This window comes from Methanosaeta sp. UBA458 (assembly GCF_002496085.1).
Taxonomy (GTDB): domain Archaea; phylum Halobacteriota; class Methanosarcinia; order Methanotrichales; family Methanotrichaceae; genus Methanothrix; species Methanothrix soehngenii.
This window is the reverse complement of sequence record NZ_DAIK01000089.1, coordinates 1-17,570: the sequence shown is the minus strand read 5'-3', so window position 1 is coordinate 17,570 and position 17,570 is coordinate 1. Positions and strand designations below refer to the sequence as shown.

The 17,570-nt window shown below is 53.6% G+C and carries 18 protein-coding genes; 9 read left to right on the top strand and 9 right to left on the bottom strand.

Features of this window, described 5'->3' with window-relative positions; all coding sequences use genetic code 11:
- The first annotated feature begins 198 nt into the window (after window positions 1–198).
- From BP822_RS06165 to thiC, 4 genes are all read left to right on the top strand, one after another.
- Window positions 199–948 (top strand): hypothetical protein, encoded by a 750-nt coding sequence (locus BP822_RS06165; RefSeq protein ID WP_273271383.1) that lies wholly within the window; start codon window positions 199–201, stop codon window positions 946–948.
- Between the two features lie 249 nt (window positions 949–1,197).
- The gene (locus BP822_RS06160; protein ID WP_013718945.1) at window positions 1,198–1,491 is read left to right on the top strand and encodes a ChaB family protein; all 294 of its coding nucleotides are present in this window, start codon (window positions 1,198–1,200) and stop codon (window positions 1,489–1,491) included.
- Window positions 1,492–1,647: 156 nt separating this feature from the next.
- The gene (locus BP822_RS06155; RefSeq protein ID WP_013718944.1) at window positions 1,648–2,307 is read left to right on the top strand and encodes an NAD(P)/FAD-dependent oxidoreductase; all 660 of its coding nucleotides are present in this window, start codon (window positions 1,648–1,650) and stop codon (window positions 2,305–2,307) included.
- A gap of 157 nt (window positions 2,308–2,464) precedes the next feature.
- Entirely contained in the window at window positions 2,465–3,748 is a 1,284-nt protein-coding gene (gene thiC / locus BP822_RS06150) for a phosphomethylpyrimidine synthase ThiC (RefSeq protein WP_013718943.1), read from the top strand.
- Here the strand turns inward: thiC and BP822_RS06145 are convergent.
- On the bottom strand, window positions 3,745–4,212 hold the full coding sequence (locus BP822_RS06145) for a hypothetical protein (protein WP_013718942.1): 468 nt from the start codon (window positions 4,210–4,212) through the stop codon (window positions 3,745–3,747). The genes thiC and BP822_RS06145 overlap by 4 nt on opposite strands.
- A 111-nt stretch (window positions 4,213–4,323) precedes the next feature.
- Here BP822_RS06145 and BP822_RS06140 point away from each other — a divergent pair, with 111 nt between their 5' ends.
- Both BP822_RS06140 and BP822_RS06135 read left to right on the top strand, forming a co-directional pair.
- A complete protein-coding gene (locus BP822_RS06140; RefSeq protein WP_286877969.1) occupies window positions 4,324–5,427 on the top strand; it encodes a DUF373 family protein in 1,104 nt (367 codons plus the stop codon).
- 7 nt (window positions 5,428–5,434) lie between these two features.
- Entirely contained in the window at window positions 5,435–6,325 is an 891-nt protein-coding gene (locus tag BP822_RS06135) for a tributyrin esterase (RefSeq protein WP_013718940.1), read from the top strand.
- On the opposite strand, the gene BP822_RS06130 is transcribed toward BP822_RS06135, so the two are convergent.
- The 3 genes from BP822_RS06130 to nadC are packed head-to-tail and all read right to left on the bottom strand — an operon-like array spanning window position 6,319 to window position 9,539.
- Window positions 6,319–7,428 (bottom strand): cell division protein FtsZ, encoded by a 1,110-nt coding sequence (locus BP822_RS06130; protein WP_013718939.1) that lies wholly within the window; start codon window positions 7,426–7,428, stop codon window positions 6,319–6,321. The genes BP822_RS06135 and BP822_RS06130 overlap by 7 nt on opposite strands.
- A gap of 31 nt (window positions 7,429–7,459) precedes the next feature.
- The gene (locus tag BP822_RS06125; RefSeq protein WP_273277930.1) at window positions 7,460–8,725 is read right to left on the bottom strand and encodes a hypothetical protein; all 1,266 of its coding nucleotides are present in this window, start codon (window positions 8,723–8,725) and stop codon (window positions 7,460–7,462) included.
- A complete protein-coding gene (gene nadC / locus BP822_RS06120) occupies window positions 8,691–9,539 on the bottom strand; it encodes a carboxylating nicotinate-nucleotide diphosphorylase (protein WP_013718937.1) in 849 nt (282 codons plus the stop codon). Before nadC ends, BP822_RS06125 begins: the two co-directional genes overlap by 35 nt.
- 40 nt (window positions 9,540–9,579) lie before the next feature.
- Between nadC and BP822_RS06115 the strand changes: the two genes are divergently transcribed.
- Window positions 9,580–10,392, top strand: a complete 813-nt coding sequence (locus BP822_RS06115) for an aspartate dehydrogenase (RefSeq protein ID WP_013718936.1) — start codon at window positions 9,580–9,582, stop codon at window positions 10,390–10,392.
- An 11-nt stretch (window positions 10,393–10,403) separates the two neighbouring features.
- Here the strand turns inward: BP822_RS06115 and BP822_RS06110 are convergent, their stop codons facing one another.
- From BP822_RS06110 to BP822_RS06090, 5 genes are all read right to left on the bottom strand, one after another.
- Window positions 10,404–11,525: an acetoin utilization protein AcuC gene (locus tag BP822_RS06110; protein ID WP_013718935.1), complete on the bottom strand. Its 1,122-nt coding sequence runs from the start codon at window positions 11,523–11,525 to the stop codon at window positions 10,404–10,406.
- The gene (locus BP822_RS06105) at window positions 11,522–11,719 is read right to left on the bottom strand and encodes a hypothetical protein (RefSeq protein WP_013718934.1); all 198 of its coding nucleotides are present in this window, start codon (window positions 11,717–11,719) and stop codon (window positions 11,522–11,524) included. Before BP822_RS06105 ends, BP822_RS06110 begins: the two co-directional genes overlap by 4 nt.
- Window positions 11,720–11,795: 76 nt before the next feature.
- Window positions 11,796–12,644: a presenilin family intramembrane aspartyl protease PSH gene (locus BP822_RS06100; protein WP_048132924.1), complete on the bottom strand. Its 849-nt coding sequence runs from the start codon at window positions 12,642–12,644 to the stop codon at window positions 11,796–11,798.
- Between the two features lie 62 nt (window positions 12,645–12,706).
- On the bottom strand, window positions 12,707–13,231 hold the full coding sequence (gene cyaB / locus BP822_RS06095) for a class IV adenylate cyclase (RefSeq protein WP_286877968.1): 525 nt from the start codon (window positions 13,229–13,231) through the stop codon (window positions 12,707–12,709).
- The gene (locus BP822_RS06090) at window positions 13,228–15,804 is read right to left on the bottom strand and encodes a valine--tRNA ligase (protein ID WP_286877967.1); all 2,577 of its coding nucleotides are present in this window, start codon (window positions 15,802–15,804) and stop codon (window positions 13,228–13,230) included. The genes cyaB and BP822_RS06090 overlap by 4 nt, the downstream gene beginning before the upstream one ends.
- A 75-nt stretch (window positions 15,805–15,879) precedes the next feature.
- Between BP822_RS06090 and BP822_RS06085 the strand changes: the two genes are divergently transcribed.
- Window positions 15,880–16,371, top strand: coding sequence for a DUF367 family protein (locus tag BP822_RS06085; protein WP_273271552.1), 492 nt, complete (start codon window positions 15,880–15,882; stop codon window positions 16,369–16,371).
- Between the two features lie 39 nt (window positions 16,372–16,410).
- Window positions 16,411–16,914 carry an Hsp20/alpha crystallin family protein gene (locus BP822_RS06080; protein WP_273277926.1) on the top strand — a complete coding sequence of 168 codons (504 nt, stop codon included), beginning with the start codon at window positions 16,411–16,413 and terminating at the stop codon, window positions 16,912–16,914.
- Window positions 16,915–17,570 lie beyond the last annotated feature (656 nt).

Sequence of the window (17,570 nt, the reverse complement as noted above, 5' to 3'; positions counted from 1 at the left end):
GGGAAAAATTCGCTATAAATCGGGAAAATGCTATATAGTTAGAGAGTTATAAACTGGCGCATATAAACCCACAGTAATCGAAAGGAAGATAATGGAAATAGCAATGAGGTGGATTAAATGAAGTTTGCGATTCTACAATGCAGGCCCGCAGCTAGAGGATTGCTTATCTCTATATGCATTTTGCTTGGCCTTCTGACAATGAATCCTGCCGTTGCTCAGGGGGAGAATTATACCCGCTTGGCAGTACCCCTTGGCGACGAGACGAATACCTATGCAGAATTCGCTACTATTCTGCCTTCGGTAGTGAATGCTGAACCGAACGACCAGCAAATCCTGAATTATACTGGCGGAAAAGACATATGGACATCCATTCTACTAAATGGGAGCAAGGTCGATATCTTTCTGCTCTATCCCTGCCAACCTCCTATAGGCTTGCTTGATGCTGAGGGAATGAAATCCTTGCTCGCTTCTGCAGATGAGACAATACTGCAGGCGAACTTCAGCGAAGCTGAACTTTACATCGAAGGCAGGCCTGCCATCTGGGGAATGCTAGGCGCTTCGTTATTTGCTGCATACCAGCCCACCAACCAGACGGCGGCATTGATAGTGATGGAAGGCAGTCTGGATGAGGAGACGATGTATCATTTGCTGTATAATATGAGCATAACTGTGACTGAAGGCATGACGCCCATCCCTCCCGGCTATTGCTCCGATACCACAGCAGTTGATGGGGCAGATGCTGTCGCGGCTGATGCTACAGTCACCGGTGAGGCAACAATTGATGGGGCTGCAGCAGTTGACGCATCCGCAAGCACCGAGGCGACCGCAGCTGTGACACAGACAGCATCAGATCTAAATCAATCTCAATCTCGCAAAGAAAAGGCAGATGCTGATAGGGCCGCAGCCATGGCAAGGCTGGAAGAGGCCAAAGCGGCCATGAGAAAGTAGGGACGGATTTCAGGGCGGCAAAAGACGGGTTCATAAGAAATCGTGGTTTGCGCCCCGATCGGGCTGAATTGCTGCGGTCCGCTGCACCATGCAGGCCATAACCATATTCGGCTCAAACCTTTTTTTATTGACAATAAATATTCTTTTAGTCTAAATCCGCCTGGAAAGCAGATCCGCCCAAAACCTTTTAACCAGGCTATTAGAAATATAGAGCCATCATGAGCTAAACACATACAGGAGGTGTATTAGATGCCATATGCAAATATAAGCGAGCTGCCCAAGAGCGTCCGAAATCTGCCCAGCCGGGCTAAAACCATATACATGAAAGCCTTCAATAGCTGCTGGGAGGATCTGGAGATAGAAGATGAGACAGCCCGCGAGAAGGCATCTCACGAATCAGCCTGGTCGGCCGTAAAAGAACAGTATGAGAAGGACGACGAGACCGGTGAGTGGGTTAAAAGCGATGGGTACGCAGGAAGACGCTCGCGCCATCGCAAGAGCAGGTCCAGCGGGACCTCATTGCAGGCAAAGGCACATGCATGATATCAAAAGAGAGATGCTGATAGAGGAACTGAGACTGATTTGGTCAATCGAGCTCCTCTTCAGCCATTTCATGGGTCATATTCAATAGGAAAGCTTTTTGCCCTAAAAACCCCAATCTCTTCTTAGCGAATATTTCAGATCAAGGAGTTGTTTAGCATGTCCAAAGATATTCTGGAAAAGGGTGCCATTATTCAAAGGGACAAAGAGACCTTTGCCATAGCACCGCATATAGCAGGCGGCATAATCGATCCAGCCGGCCTTCGAAGGATCGCCGATGTGGCGGAGAAGTATCATGCCAAGGCCTTGAAGATAACATCTGCCCAGAGGATCGCCATAGTAGGAATCGATCCTGAGGATATCGATAATGCCTGGGCGGACCTGGGGATGAAGACCGGGGCTGCCATAGGTCTATGCGTTCGCAGCATCAAGATCTGTCCGGGAACTACGTTCTGCAAGCGCGGCCAGCAGGATGCTGTGGGCGTGGGCCTGAAGCTGGACGAGAAGTATCACGGAATGCAGCTTCCCTGGAAGTTCAAGATGGGGGTATCAGGATGCGCCAACTCCTGTGCTGAGCCCGCGGTAAAGGACATCGGCCTGATCGGCACCGCCAAGGGATGGAGGCTTCTGGTAGGCGGAAGCAGCGGGGTAAAGCCAAGGCTGGGCACGTTGCTGGCAGAGAACCTATCCGACGATGAGGTATTCTCTTGCATAGATAAGATCGTCAACTTTTACCGGGATCACGCCAAGAAGCAGCGCCTGGGCGATTTCATAGAAGAGATCGGCTTTGAGACCTTCAAAAAAGAGATCCTGAAATAGAATATCCCAACAGTCAAGGATAATACTGAACCTGAGGCGGGCACCATTGTGTCGCCTCACGATTTCTTCATCATTCTGCTTGCAGCATCTCCCGCCAGAGCAGCGTGGTTGATCACCCTTAAATAACCCTACATTGTCAGTTGATGCTGGTGAAGAGATGGGACTGATAGATGATGCACGAGCAGGCAGACTGACAGAAGAGATGAAGATAGTGGCCGAGGCAGAGGGAAAGACCCCTGACTTCATACTTCGAGGTATAGCCAGCGGCAGGATAGTCATCCCTCGCAGCCCTTACAGATACACTAGATCGGTGGGCATTGGCAAGGGGCTCCGCACCAAGGTGAACGCCTCCATCGGCACCAGCAGCGATATCGTTGATGTGGAGATGGAGGTGGCAAAAGCGCGCACCGCTGAAGCGAACGGTGCAGACACTCTGATGGAGCTCTCGACAGGTGGGGACTTCCTGGAGATCAGAAGACGGGTGATTGAGGCCACAACATTGAGCGTGGGGAGCGTTCCCCTCTACCAGGCATTCATCGAGGCCATAAGAAAGTATGGAGCAGGTGTGGACATGCCCGAGGACGACCTCTTCAGGGCGACGGAGGAGCAGGCGAAGCTGGGAACCAACTTCATGGCCATCCACACCGGCATCAATAGCATCTGCATAGAGCGGCTCCGCCGCCAAGGCGGTCGATTTGGTGGCGTATGCAGCCGGGGAGGGGCCTTCATGATCGGCTGGATGCTGCATAATCAGAAGGAGAATCCCCTCTACCGGGAGTTCGATTATCTCTTGGAGATCCTTAAAGAGCATGAGGTCACCCTAAGCCTGGGCAATGGCCTTCGAGCGGGAGCGGTGCACGACTCCACCGATCGGGGTCAGATCCAGGAACTGATAATCAACTCCGAGCTGGCGGACAGAGCCCATGCGGCAGGGGTTCAGACCATAGTGGAGGGGCCGGGCCACATCCCCATCGATGAGATTGAAGCAAACGTCCTGGTTATGAAGAGGATGACTGATGAGAAGCCCTTCTATATGCTTGGCCCCCTGGTCACAGATATAGCTCCCGGATACGACCATATCGTGGCGGCAATCGGTGCCAGCCTCTCTAGTGCCTACGGAGCGGACTTCATCTGCTATGTCACCCCGGCTGAGCATCTGGCTCTTCCTGATGTGGAGGATGTGAGGATGGGCACGATCACTGCCAGGATAGCAGCCCATATAGGCGATATGATCAAGAACAACGATCGCCAGAAGGATCTGGATATGGGAAGGGCGCGGAGGGATATGCTCTGGGAGAAGCAGTTCCAACTGGCCATAGATCCTGAGACTGCAAAGCTGGTCCGGGCTGATAGAACCCCCTCGGATGCAGAGGTCTGTACCATGTGCGGGGATTTCTGTGCCTTAAAAATAATAAAAGAGAATATTGACCTTGCCCGCTAGCCGAAGAATGTGTCGTAACCGAACTGCAGGACAGAGGTGCTGGAGAAAGCGGCCTTCAATTTGGCCCTGGAGATCAGATTATTTGCCTCGAAGGTGATACTGCCAGCATCCCTCTCTTTTTCAAAGGCTCCGATCGGATCCTTTGACAGTCTGACATTGTCTATTGCCTCCTCTGAGGCAGTTATGGTGATTGATGGATCGTCCCAGCCTCCTTCAATTAATCTGTCTATTCTCGCTGATTTCACATCCAAGCCTACCTGGAAGGTGCTGGCATTTTTTCGGAGTACTTCCAGGTTGATCTTCTCATCGCCCAAAATGGTTTTCAGAACCTCTGGCGCTCGATCGATATTCCGGTTGTACGTATCGATTTGCTTTTGCGTCTCCGCCATGTCAATGGTAAAGGCACTGGCAAAGGAGACCAGGAGCACTAGAGAAATTGCAATGCATAAGATTAGTCTTCTCATAGCCATCCATTGGCTTTATTAAAATAAATATTTTTTGGATATGGCCGGATCTTTTCTCTTTGCTGTTTGATCACAGAATCCTTTAAGTACAATCTTTTCAAATAGTAGACCATGGATGTCCTTGTGCTCTGCATAGATCGGGACAATGACCTGGGCCGCAAGGGCGGGGTGATAACCCCCGTCGTGGGCAGAGAGGCCAATATAGAGGCCGCCCTGAAGTTGGGCATGTCTGACCCAGAGGACTCGGACGTCAACACCATATTCGGTGGCATCAAAACCTTTGATGAGATTGCTGCATCAGGCAGGAATGTGGAGATCGCCTCTATTGCAGGAGACCTGAAGGTCGGCCTGATCTCAGACAGCAAAATTGCCTCTCAGCTGGAGGATCTGTTGGCGCGCTTGCATCCTCAAGGGGTGGTTGTGGTCTCTGACGGGGCGGAGGACGAGGCCATCTTGCCCATCATCACCTCCCGGATCAAGGTAGAAGGAGTGCGTCGGGTTTTGGTCAAGCAGAGCCCCAACCTGGAGAGCACCTACTACCTTTTAAAGCAGCTCTTCACCGACCCCAAGCTCAGCCATACGTTATTCATTCCTCCTGCATTGGCTCTGCTCATGTTTGCATTCTTCAGCCTGATCGGCTACCCCAGCTGGGCGATAGTGGCCATCACAGGCTCGGTGGGTCTGTATCTCTTATTCCGGGGGCTGGGCCTGGACGACTCCATGGAGGAGGCAAAGCAGACGCTCAAGAAATCCCTTTATGCCTGGAAGATAGCCTTTATAACCTATATCCTGGCGGCAATGCTGGTGGTCATAGCCACCGTAAATGGAGTGGCATACTTCTGGCAGTACTTCCATGAGCCCACCTTTCCTGGATACTTCACCTTGATCATGATCTATCTCTACGAGAGCATCTGGTGGTACATGGCTGCTGCCTTATGCGTGAATCTGGGCAAGGTCATGGATATGTATATGGAGGGTATAAGAGACGCTCGCACCATATCTTACCTCTTCTTCATCCTGGCTACCGGCCTGGTCATCTGGTCGACCAGCAGCTTTATCCTGGCCAGCAATGCCGATCTGGAGTTTGGCATTGGCATGGTAGAATCGGTACAGAAGCTGGCCATCTCAGCTATTGGGGCTATTCTAATTACCGTTATCGGGATCAATGTATCCAAACGCATTGCGACCGATAGTGCCTTCCTTCCATCGAAGTGATATTTCAATGCTCCAGATCCTGGCTTCAGGGGAGAAGTGCCTTGGCGACTTCACATTTGACTTTTATTGGCAGCATCAAGGCTCAAGGCTGGATATGGATCAGAAGATAGGGGAGGCTAGCCTCAGGCAGATCGTGCAATCGCTCCGTGAAGGGGAGAGGGTGAATATCTCCGGGGATGTTGGCAGCCGCCTGGGCTCCAGCCTGGGCGTCGATCTCATCCGGCTGGGGGGAAAGGGCGGGCCGATAGAGGGGACGGGCAGCATAGTGGTGGAGGGAGACGTGGGCCGGCGCATGGGGATAAGCATGCTCAGAGGCGCGATCTATGTCTCCGGCAGGGTCAGTGAGCCCATGGGGAATGTAATCGAGGTTGATAGCGATCTGACTGGATATCGAATGTTCGTCTCCATCACCGAGGCTCTGGAAAAGGGGTGGGATGTGATGGAGCCGAATCATCTGGACCAGCAGGGTCTGTTCATCGAGGACGGGATTTTCAGGGATACCCTGGGGGCAAGAAATCCCGCCGACAAGACCATCAAACTGGAGGGAGACGCAGGCATGAGCACGGGCATACTCATGCGCTCCGGCCAGATCATCGTCGAAGGATGCGCTCAGGAGAACACAGCAGTTCTATTGCGAGGAGGAAGGATCTTGGTTAGAGGCAGTACGAAGGACTTCACAGGTGCAGAGATGAGAGGGGGCGAGGTCTTCATAGAAGGAGATGCCGGCAGCTTCACCTGTGCCCGGATGAAGGGTGGAGTGGTCTATGCCCGGCAGGCTCTGCCCCTGCCACCAGCAAAGAGGCATCCACTGAGCCCTTCCGAGAGGACCGTGGTAGCCAGGGCCCTGGAGCTGAGCCCAATGCAGGCCCTGATGTACAGTCGGTTCGGCCTTCAGTAGATCTCTTCCAGATCCTCTATATGGGCGAATGCGTCGTCTAGCTGCTTTCTTGCCCTTGACCTCTTCTCCTTCTCGTCCTGCATCCCTCTTGCCGCCTGAGCATAGATGGATTCAAGCTCCGGTGCAGCAGCCAATGTGAATACAGAGAGCACTCTTGGATGGCCCTTCTTGACCACAATTCCCTTGAATACATGCCCCGCGCTGGCGGTGATCTTCTCCACCTCTTTGGTGATCTGATCCACGTCCAGATGTTCCCTGGAGCCCTGGATTATGACCATTGCCCTGGCGGCGTCATCCGCCACGTTCGCCGGATAGAGGAGGTTGTTAGGCTTTAGACTGTTCTCGATGGCGTCCTTGACCGAGTTGTTCTTCCCATCTGCCTGATAGTATCCCATGGTGCCTATGCGCAGGCCGCCGTTCATGACCGTCTTGAAGTCACCCAGATCGGTAACGGAGAGCATCTCACTGTCCAGAGATTCGATCAGGAAGAGCAATCTTTTGGCGATGGTGCTGTTGATCTTGTCATAGGCGCTGGCAATGTCGCCGCTAAACCTTTTCATATACTGATTGTCTGCCAGGATGATGCCATCAGCGTCCAGCTCCATCAGCTCCCTCATGCTGAAAGCAGCATTCTGGAGGTAGATCGAGCCCTCCTCCCGGAAGGGAAGAATAGCCACAGTGACCACGGTGATGTTCGGGTACTGCCTCTTCAGCTCATTTATAAGGAGCGGCGAGAATGAGGAGCCCGTTCCACCAGAGGTAGAGGTGAGGACGAAGGCTATATCAAAATCGCCTCTCTTCTCGATCTCTCCCATGATGCTGTCCCGGTTGTCCATAAAGGCCTGCTTGCCCACGTTCCTGTTGGCTCCCATGCCGTGCAGGTTCGGAACATGCAATCTGTCTTTGGCGGTGGTGTATCTCAGCTCCTTGAGATCGTTTATCGCCGTGTTGATCGCCACCGTCTCTACCCGGCTGGGGAATTTGGGCTTGAGACAGTACTTGGCGATCTTCGAGGCACCCCCACCACCCATCGCTTCCTTGTTCACTGCGTCCAGTATTCTATTTCCGCATTGGCCTACACCAAGGATAAGTACGTTAAGCATGATATCAGCCTCACTTTACTGTGGAATTTTATTAATATTTATATTCTTTGTGCCGCCTATACAGCCAGGCAGCGATAATTATGATTGGGATAAGGAGTAGTAAATATTCATATTTATACTCTCGTTTTAGGACCACTACCTCTGCAGATCCTTCTCTGATCGCAGAGCCGTCTCCTCCATCGAATGTGGTCTTGAGGTGAATGGTATAGTTACCAGAGTCCTTGCCCGAAAGCATTACTGAGTAATTGACCTCGCCGCCTGGCGGTATCTCAAAGAAGCTCCTCTCGAAGCCCGATGCCTCCAGCCCCACTGGCGGTTTTATGTCCCCTTTGGCCTCGATTCTGGTGGCAGGCGCCTTTCCAACATTTTCTATGCTTATGTTCGCCATTCCAGTGCCGCCAAGAGGGAGCGGCCCAGGTACTTCCATCCTTATCGCCAGGTCTGCCACGCTCTTTGGATTGATGACGATATCAAAAGGCTCAGAACTGTTCAATAGGACGTTATCCTTGGAGTCGGTGTAGCTGACCTGTATGGCCGAGACGCGTATGGTGCCCTCTTTTATGGCATTCATCATATATACAGCCGAGTCGGACTGGCCAGGGTCCAGGGTATCCTTGATCTTGGGCGGATAGCCGGCCACATAGGAGAACTCCGGCAGGGGTGGTGCATCATCCAATTTTATGTTCTGTGCTTTGCCTGTGCCCTTGTTCATGATGGTGACTGTGACCTTGACCTCATCCCCCACACTCATCTCGCTCTTGTCAAAGCTCTTCTGGACTGTGAGGGCTGGCTTGTCACCGGAGGATACAGGCCGGTCCGAGGCCCGTCTGCTGGGCGTTCCCAGGCTCTCCTGGTACTCGATTCGCACCCTGGCAGACTCATCATCCAGGATATCTACTACCGTAAGGGTTATACCCCCTTTCTCCGCTCCTCCGGCGAAGTTATTGGCCCGGTTCTCCAAGAATGCTCTCTGCTCGTCCAGTCCGCCTCCGGTTCTGGAAACCTGCAGGACAGCTATGCCATCTTTGACCGACTGGATCTCAATGAGTTCTGCTCGATAGTTGCTGATGTCTATTCTGTCTCCGATCCCCAGGGTGAAATCGTTATAAGTGACCTCATCATCATCATCGTCATCCGCCCCCTGGACCGCTCCAATGAAGGCCGTTGACAGCAAAAGAATAAGGACGGCCAGGCAGACCAGGCGCAGAATATCGAGGTGCTGCTTCTTGCCCATATCTCTATCCTGCAGGTCAATGGTTCTTTTAAGCGATTTCACTCTTCGCTCTCCACTCTTCATCGTTCTCTATCTCCAGGCTCAAATCAATCCATCTAGCATTTTTGGTGAGAGCACCAAGCGATATAACATCTACCCCACTTCTTCCGTAATCCTTGATGTTATCCAGGGTGATGCCCCCTGACGCCTCCAGAATCACTCTCTCTCGTAGACCCTCCTTCTTCAAGACATCAACTCCCTCGGCTATCTTCGCGGGGTCCATGTTATCGAACATGATGATATCCGCACCCTCTTTTGCCGCTATGAGCATGTCCTCAAGGCTCTCGATCTCCACCTCGATCTTCTTGGTGAAGCTGGATTTATCTTTAGCTCGGCGCAGGCATTCTTTCAGGCCGAGGATCATTATATGATTATCTTTTATGAGGATGGCATCGGATAGATTAAATCTATGGGTGTCGCCGCCTCCAAGATAGACCGCTCTCTTCTCGAATAATCGAAATCCTGGGGTGGTCTTGCGCGTGGCTGCCACTCGCACCCCCCCGGCCAGGAGAACGCACTCCCGGGTGAGGGTGGATATGCCGCTCATGCGAGCCATGAAGTTTAGGACCAGCCTTTCGGACTGCAGGATTTTTCTCGCGCTGCCCACTACCTCTAAAACAGTGCTCATCGCTGGCACAAACTCGCCATCATCGAATAGCAGCTCGGATTTCAGGCCAAAATACTGGAAGATCTCCACCGCCTCCGCCAGCCCGGAGATGATGCAGTCCTCCTTAGCGATGATGATCCCGCAAGCCGTCAATTCTGGAATGAGAGTGCTGGAATCATCCCATTCGCCTAGGTCCTCACCTATAAATCGCTCCAGCTCTGACCTTAGCATACCGCAAGGATTTTGATCCTTAATTGATTTATAACCTGCGATGCCTCTCAAGGTCGGGCTTGTGGGATGCGGTGCCATTGGGGCCGAGATCGCCAAAGCGATAGATTCTGGCGTGGTTGATGCAGAGCTGATTGCTGTATGCGATCATAATCCTCAAACTGCCCTCGCTCTCATCGAGAGCTTGCAGCATAAGACGAAAAAAGCCGATCTTGCGGAATTGGTTCGCCTTTCGGATGTGGTGGTGGAGGCAGCCTCCCAGAAGGCGGTCCCAGCAGTCGCCAGGGCAGCATTGGCCGCGGGCAAAAGGCTGATGATAATGAGCGTTGGGGCTCTTGCCGATATGGATCTATTCAGAGAGATCAAGAGCCTGGCCAAATCTCACTGCTCTCAGGTCTACATACCATCTGGAGCCATATCCGGCCTGGATGCCCTCAAGTCCGCTCGCGCCGGGAGAATTGAAAGGGTTACCCTGACCACCACCAAGAATCCCAGCGGCCTGAGAGGGGCGCCCTATATCATGGAGAATAGGATCGACCTGGATAGCCTCTCCGGTCCTACCCAGATCTTTTCCGGCAGCGCAATCGAGGCGGTAAGGGCCTTCCCCGCGAATGTGAATGTTGCCGCCACCCTTTATCTTGCTGCGGGGGAGAAAGAGGTGCTGGTGAAGGTATTCGCCGATCCGAATATAAGAGTAAACCGCCACGAGATAGAGGTGGAAGGCGATTTTGGCAGGTTTTTTACCCGGGTGGAGAACGTCCCCTCGCCGCGAAATCCGAAAACCAGCTATTTGGCCGCACTCTCCGCCATATCCACATTGCGCTCTATTGTAGAGCCGATCAAGATCGGGACCTGATCGAAGACGATCTAAAAGAGGCCGTGAACCTCATTCATCTTTTCCTTCAGGCCCTGAAGAGTCCCAGAGAGCTCTTTATTGATCCTGTTCTCGGTATTCGTGCCGACCCTCATCTCTATATCCGGATTAGAGAGGGGCTCATGCCCGGTGAGGTTCATGAAAAGCTCTACCCAGTAAGGGGGCAGATACTCAGGCAGCGGCTCGCCTCTCATGATATGAAGGACACTGGTCCAGGCGGTGGGCACCACCTCCATATTATAGCCCCCTCCGCCCAGGGCCAGCAGCCGGGACCCTGAATGCTGGCGGGCCAGATCCACTATCCGGCGGACGAGGCCGGTATAGCCGTTAAGTGTCACGTTAAGGCTGGTGAGGGGATCGGAATAGTGGGTGTCTATCCCCAGCTGGGCTACCACTGCCTGGGGCCGGAACCATTCAAAAAGGATTGGAACGATCTGATCGAAGGCCCTGAGGTATTGCTCGTCTCCGGAGTACATGGGCATGGGGATGTTCACGCTGTATCCTTTTCCCTCACCATCTCCCGTCTCCTCTATGAATCCCGTGCCTGGAAAGAGGTACAATCCGGATTCATGCATGGAGATGGTCAAAACAGTGGGATCAGTATAGAATATCTGCTGTACCCCATCGCCGTGATGGCCATCGATGTCGATATACAGCACCCGATCAAATCCATCTCTTAAAACCCGGATGGCCAGGGCTGGATCATCAAAGACACAAAACCCGGAGGCGACTGTGGGCAGGGCATGATGCAGTCCTCCGCCGATGTTAAAAGCGCTGCAGTCCTCAGCTATTATGCGGCGGGCGGCATCGATAGAGGCCCCTGCCAGCATTCTGGATGACTCACATATGCCCGCGAAGACCGGGGTGTCGTCGCTCCCCAGGCCAAAGGCCAGATCCGGCTCCTCCAGCTTCACCGCCGCCAGGTACTCAGGGGTGTGCACTCGGAGAATATCCTCTTCGCTAGCTGGGCGGGGCTCAAGCCTGCATACCTTCTCGTCTATTAGACCAGACTCCTCCATGAGGCTAAAGGTGAGCATCAGGCGAGCGGGATTGAAGGGATGCTCCGGACCGAAGTTATACCCTTGAAATTTCTCGCTGTAATAAAGGTAGATCATTTATAGCCTTTCTCTATCAGGCCGTCGCTCCAGTAGTTATCACAGTTCTTGCAGTAATAGATCGTCTCGATCACAATCTTCTTCCATTCATCTGCGTCCAGTGCCCGCCGGAGGTCTTTATGCTCGCACTCGTTGCCGCATTTGGGGCAGAATGGTATGAAGTGTTCCAGGACTGCGTGGTCTTCATCAGCCATCTGATATTCCTCTTTGAGGCAGAGTGTCGCGGGATAAGGCAAAAAGCTGTCGGTGCCAGAACTATACCGTGCCGGGCTAGAAGGGCTGGATGCCTGCGGCAAGACAGCCGGCGAGAAATCCGAGGATGGATCCCGAGTTCAGGAAGGGAAGGCCAGCCTGAGGTCGGTCCCTCGATGTAGTCATCAGAAGGATAAAGCCGGCATAGGTTCCGAGCATGGCTCCAAGAGCAGGAAGGTTCAGGCCGAGGATATCACCTGGTGGATATGACCAGCTCGCAGATATCACCAGGATGGATGGTATGATGGCATCGCCCATGCCCAGGAAATAGGCTCCACGATCCCCCTTCTTCTTGTCGTTTCCCATTGAGATCGAGACTGCATCTTTTCGCCTAAAGCTGTAGTCCCTGCTCTTGGGGACTACAAAAAGCAGTGGTGCCTTCATCTTTATTGCGCCCTCTGCCAAAGCGACCATGTGGCGGGTTTTATAGACGGAGATGGCATCGTAGACCGCCAGGATCACCATAAGGATGATAACCGGCATCACGGTCATGCTCACTCCCAGGAGGGAGGTAACTCCTGCGCACACCAGGATTCCAAATGCATCCAGAATATACCATTCCGGGTAGTAGTGCAAGAGCAGCATCACCGCCAAAGTTGGCAGGAGGGCAAGCCACATGGGCATGATGGCGGAGATCACATAGAAGATGGTGAGGGCAATGGAGATCTGTATGAATCCTCTCACCAGCCAATCTCCCTTCAGTTTTATGGCCAAAAGGAGAATGGCGGTGAATATGAGGATGAGCAGCATATAGATTATGGGATTGGAGATCGATGCCGGATCCTCGAATACCCGATTGTCTGTGGCGGATATGGCCGGAGTTATGGCCAGGGCTATCAACTGCACCGCTACCAGGAACGAGAGCATGACCAGCACATGGAATTTCGAGCTTATGGACAAGATATCATTTCCATTATATCGTCATCGGTCTATAGATCTGCCCTCTTCTCCTCTAGCAATTCTATGTATGAGCGGCGGATGGTGTCCTCCAATTCCAGCCGCTTCAACACGGAGAGGACCCGATCCTTTTCGTTCTCCCAGTTCGCTTCCGCCTGAGCCTCCACCTCCAAAAAGGTGCCAAGCCCCTCCACCTCGTCCAGAGCGATGACCATTCCCTGATAGGAATACTTCGTCCTCCTTTTGCGAACCTCTGCCGATAAAACAAAACCCAAAAGGGATAGGACATCCCTCATCTGGGTGGGATCGTCGATCCTTATCGTCAGCTCCCGGCGAGACTTGGTCTGCTGGTCGAGCTTGGGCCCCTTATAGGTGAGCCGGGCCCCATCCTCCTTAATGCGAATGCGCAGGGCCTCGTCGCTCTTCTTGAAGTCCCTTAATGGCGAATTGAAATAAAGGTCCAGATGATTCTCCACCCCGATGGAGGTGGCGCCCAGGGCGGCTATTCTCTCTTTTGTGTCCTCCCTGGCCCGGGCTTTGACCTCCACCTCGATCATCTTCGGACCAGCACCGTGGCCTCTTTCGTCTTCAGTATATCCACCGCCTCGCCAGCAGAGAGAGTCTGGATCTCCACCTCCGCCGCCTCGGGCGGAAGCTCGAGGATCTCGCCATCCAGATCGACTGCAATCGAGCCTGCCTCCTTCTGGCGAGCGATATCAGCCGGGTCCATGCCCATCAGGGCCATAATGATCCGCTGGCTCCTATCCCTGAATCGAGGGCCGATGACCTTCATTTGCGGTTTGACCGCTATGGGCTTCATCTCCAGCGAGGGCTTTCCTGTTCTGCTCTCCACCGGGGAGTTGGCCACACCGGCCAGGTCTGCTGTCTCCAGGTCGAGGTCGGAGTATACCACGATTCCCGGAAGAGGGGAGTTGAGGGCCACTCCCTTCTCCGCCTTATAGCGGCGCAGAGTTGAAGCTACCTCTTTTATCGCCAGGCCAGCCCTATCCATCGGCTGCCCCTGGGCCACGGGCCAGCTTTGCACATGAACGCTCTGGCCAGTTAGGGTGTGGTAGATCTCCTCGGAGAGGAAGGGGGTGAATGGAGCCATGAGTCGGGCAAGAGTCTCCAGGGCGGTGAAAAGGGTGCCCTGCGCTGCCCTCTTCTCCGGCCCGTCCTGGCCGTACAGCCGGGCCTTGACCAGCTCGATGTAGTTGTCGGCCAGAACATCCCAGGCGAAAGCCCGGATGGCCTTCAAGGCCTCATCGAACTGGAATCTGTCCATGGCCTCCGTGGTCTTAGTGATCAGCAGATCCAGCTCTGCAGAGAGCCAGCGGTCGACCTGCCCAGAATCGGCATCATACGGGGCGATCAGGGGCAGAGAGAACCGGAATATGGACCAGAGCTTCTGCTGGAATCTGCTGGCGGCAGTTATCTCCTTCCACTGGAATGGTATGTCATTTCCCGGGCTGCCGCCGATAGCCGCCCACTGGCGGAGGGCATCAGCTCCGTTGCTCTCGAATACCTCCTCCGGGCGGATGAAGTTGTTCAGGGATTTGGACATCTTATGGCCGTCCTCGCCCAACGCCATGCCATTGATCAGAATGGCATCCCAGGGCCTGATCCCTTCCAGGGCTCTGGTCCTGAGAATGGTGTAAAAGGCCCAGGTGCGAATGATGTCGTGCCCCTGTGGCCGGAGCTGGGTGGGCATACGCAGATCGGTCCTGTCCGGCCAGCCGGCGACGGCTAGGGCGGATATGGAGCTGTCCATCCAGGTGTCCAGAACATCCTGCTCCGGAATGAATTCCGAGCTGCCGCATTTGCATTTCTTTTTGGGCTGGGTCAGGTTGGGGTCCAGGGGAAGCCAGCTCTCCTCTGCCACCAGTGCTTCATGGCAGTTTTTGCAGTACCAGGCGGGTATGGGGGTGGCAAAGATCCTCTGCCTGGATATGCACCAGTCCCATTCCATGGAGTCGGCCCAGTTCTCCAGGCGGACGCGCATGTGGGCGGGGATCCATTCTATCTCCTCGGCCATCTTTTTTATCTCCGGGGCATCGATTCGGACAAACCACTGCTGCTCGGACAGGATCTCAATGGGGGTCTTGCACCGCCAGCAGAGCCCTACGTTCTGCTCCAGAGGCTCTTGCTTGAAGATTATCCCCTGCTCGGTCAGATCCTGGGTGATCTTCTCTTTCGTCTCCTCTACGGTTAGGCCGGAGTAAGGGCCAGCAATAGGCATCATCCTGCCGCCGCGGTCTATGGCCTGGCGGAGGGGAAGATGATGCTCCATCCACCATCTGACATCCTGCTTATCCCCGAAGGTGCAGATCATGACGAACCCCGAGCCGAAGCTCGAGTCCACCGCCGGGTCGGCAAGAACGGGAACGGAATAGTTGAATATCGGCACTTTGACCGTCCTGCCGATGTATTTCTGATAGCGCTGGTCCTCAGGATGAACCGCCACCGCCACACAGGCGGCCAGGAGCTCAGGCCGGGAGGTGGCGATCTCTATCTCGCCGTCCTCGGCGCAAAAGTGCATATAATTCAGTGTCGAGGTGCGGGAGTCGTACTCCACCTCGGCCAAGGCTATGGCCGTTCCGCAGCGGGGACACCAGTTTACCGGGTGGTCCTCTCGGTAGATCTGGCCTTTCTCGTACATGCGCACAAATGAAGTCTGGGTCTTGACATAATACTCCGGCTTCATGGTGGCATATTCATTGGACCAATCTATGGACAGGCCCAGCCGGCCCATGGACTTATGGAAACGATCTATTGCCTCCTCAGTAAGTTTTTCGCAGAGCCGTCTGAACTCCTCCCTCGGAACCTGGTTCTTGGTGATATGGTTTAGCTGCTCCACCTTCACCTCGGTGGGCAGGCCGTGGCAGTCCCAGCCCTGGGGGAACATCACATTGTAGCCCCGCATGCGCTTGTACCGGGCGGCGAAATCAATGTAGCACCAGTTTAGAGCGTTGCCGATATGGAAGTTTCCCGTGGGATAGGGCGGCGGTGTGTCGATTATATATTGGGGCTTCTTCGACTCCCAGTCAAAATAGTAAATGGAACTATCCCAGCTCCGCTCCCATTTCTCTTCTACCTGCTTGAAGTTGTACTCTTTGGACAGCTCGCTCATCAAATGGCTCCCTGCTATTGGCTGCTAGGGGAAGGAACACAATGTTAATAGGATTATCGGTAGTACCCTCCATGAATGGAACTTGTGATCTATCATGCCAATCAGTGCGACCCCCGGAAGTGTTCAGGAAAGAAGCTTGCCCGCTTCGATCTTGTCCGGCTGACCCACCATATAAGCCAGCTCCGGCCGTACATTGTCCTCAGCCCGTTCTCGGAAAAGGCCTTATCCCCGGAGGATAAAGGGGCCCGCGGGCTGGCAGCCCTCGACTGCAGCTGGGCGCATGCTGAGGAGGTCTTCGCCCGGTTCAGGCTGCAGGAGAGGGCTCTGCCTTTTCTAGTGGCTGCCAACCCGGTGAACTGGGGAAAGCCCTTCAAGCTCTCCACCGTCGAAGCCCTGGCTGCAGGACTGGTAATACTGGGAGAGAAAAGCCAGGCAGAGCTGATCCTCTCCAAGTTCAACTGGGGGCACGTATTTTTGGAGCTGAACCGCGAGCCCCTCAGTGAGTACGCCGCTGCCAGGGATTCAGCGGAGGTGGTCAGGATTCAGAATGAATATATGTCGGAATAGATTTAAGCGCCAAAGGCCCATAACATTATGGTGTTGAGGATGACCGCAGGATTGATTCCGGCAGAAGAATTGCGCAAGCTGCAGTTCAGGATGAATAAATTGATGGATGAGCTGGGCCTGGATGCGCTCGGATCCAAGTATATCGATGAGCTCGGGAGGATGCAAAAGCGCATGGGCGACCTTATGGAGGAGGTAGAGGGCCCGAACCTGAAGAAAGGGGTGATAAGGCCCCTGGCTGATGTTCATGAGACTGAAGAGGCGTTGGTTGTGACCATGGATATGCCCGGTGTGGAAAAGCAGGATATCAACATCTCAGTGGTGGAGGATGAGCTGCAGATCTCGGCCCAGAGAAAGAGTGAGACCGAGGCAAATGAGCAGGACTACCACCGCCGGGAGAGGACCTTCACCCGGTTCGAGCGAAGGGTGCTCCTGCCGGAAAGCATAAAGACAGAGGAGGCGCGGGCGACTCTTACGAACGGCGTTCTGCAGATAACCCTCCCCAAGGTCTCTGTGCTCACCCGCAAGCGAATAGCCATCGATTGAGGACAGATAACCCCATATCAGCCATTTTTCTTTTGGCTCCTCGCCATTCGGTATGGGCGAACTTGAATCAGGAGTTCTCTGTATCCTTTTGCAGCTGGGGTGAACCGCGATCCTGACCCAACCACAGAGGCGCAGAGGAACAGAGACTATAACCACTGCCGGGCCCGACCCACATAATTCAGCGAAGAGCCATAAACCACAAAGCACACAAAGACCGCACCAAAGGATTATTGGGCTATCAAGAACAGGATTAACCTTTGCGAGGCCTTTGTGATCTTTGTGCTCTATATGGCTAAAATCCGTTGTCTGTAATCCAATCAAACCGATCTGCGACGAGTATAAACCAGGCTACTCGCTATTTAGCATGGGTGAACTTGAATCGCAAATTATCTGTATCCTTTTGTACCTGGGTGAACCGCGATCCTGACCCAACCACAGAGGCGCAGAGGAACAGAGGCTATATTCTCTGCCGGACCTCACACATATAATTCAACGAAGGCTTTTCTCGTGGAACTTGCTCTTGATGTGCCAACAACGATACCAAAGCCCGGATGACAGAGCGTTTCAATCCTTGTTTTCGTGGAACTTGCTCTTGATGTTCACATACTTAGACTTCATTGCGTATCCTCTCCATGTTTCCCATGGAAAACCAAAAA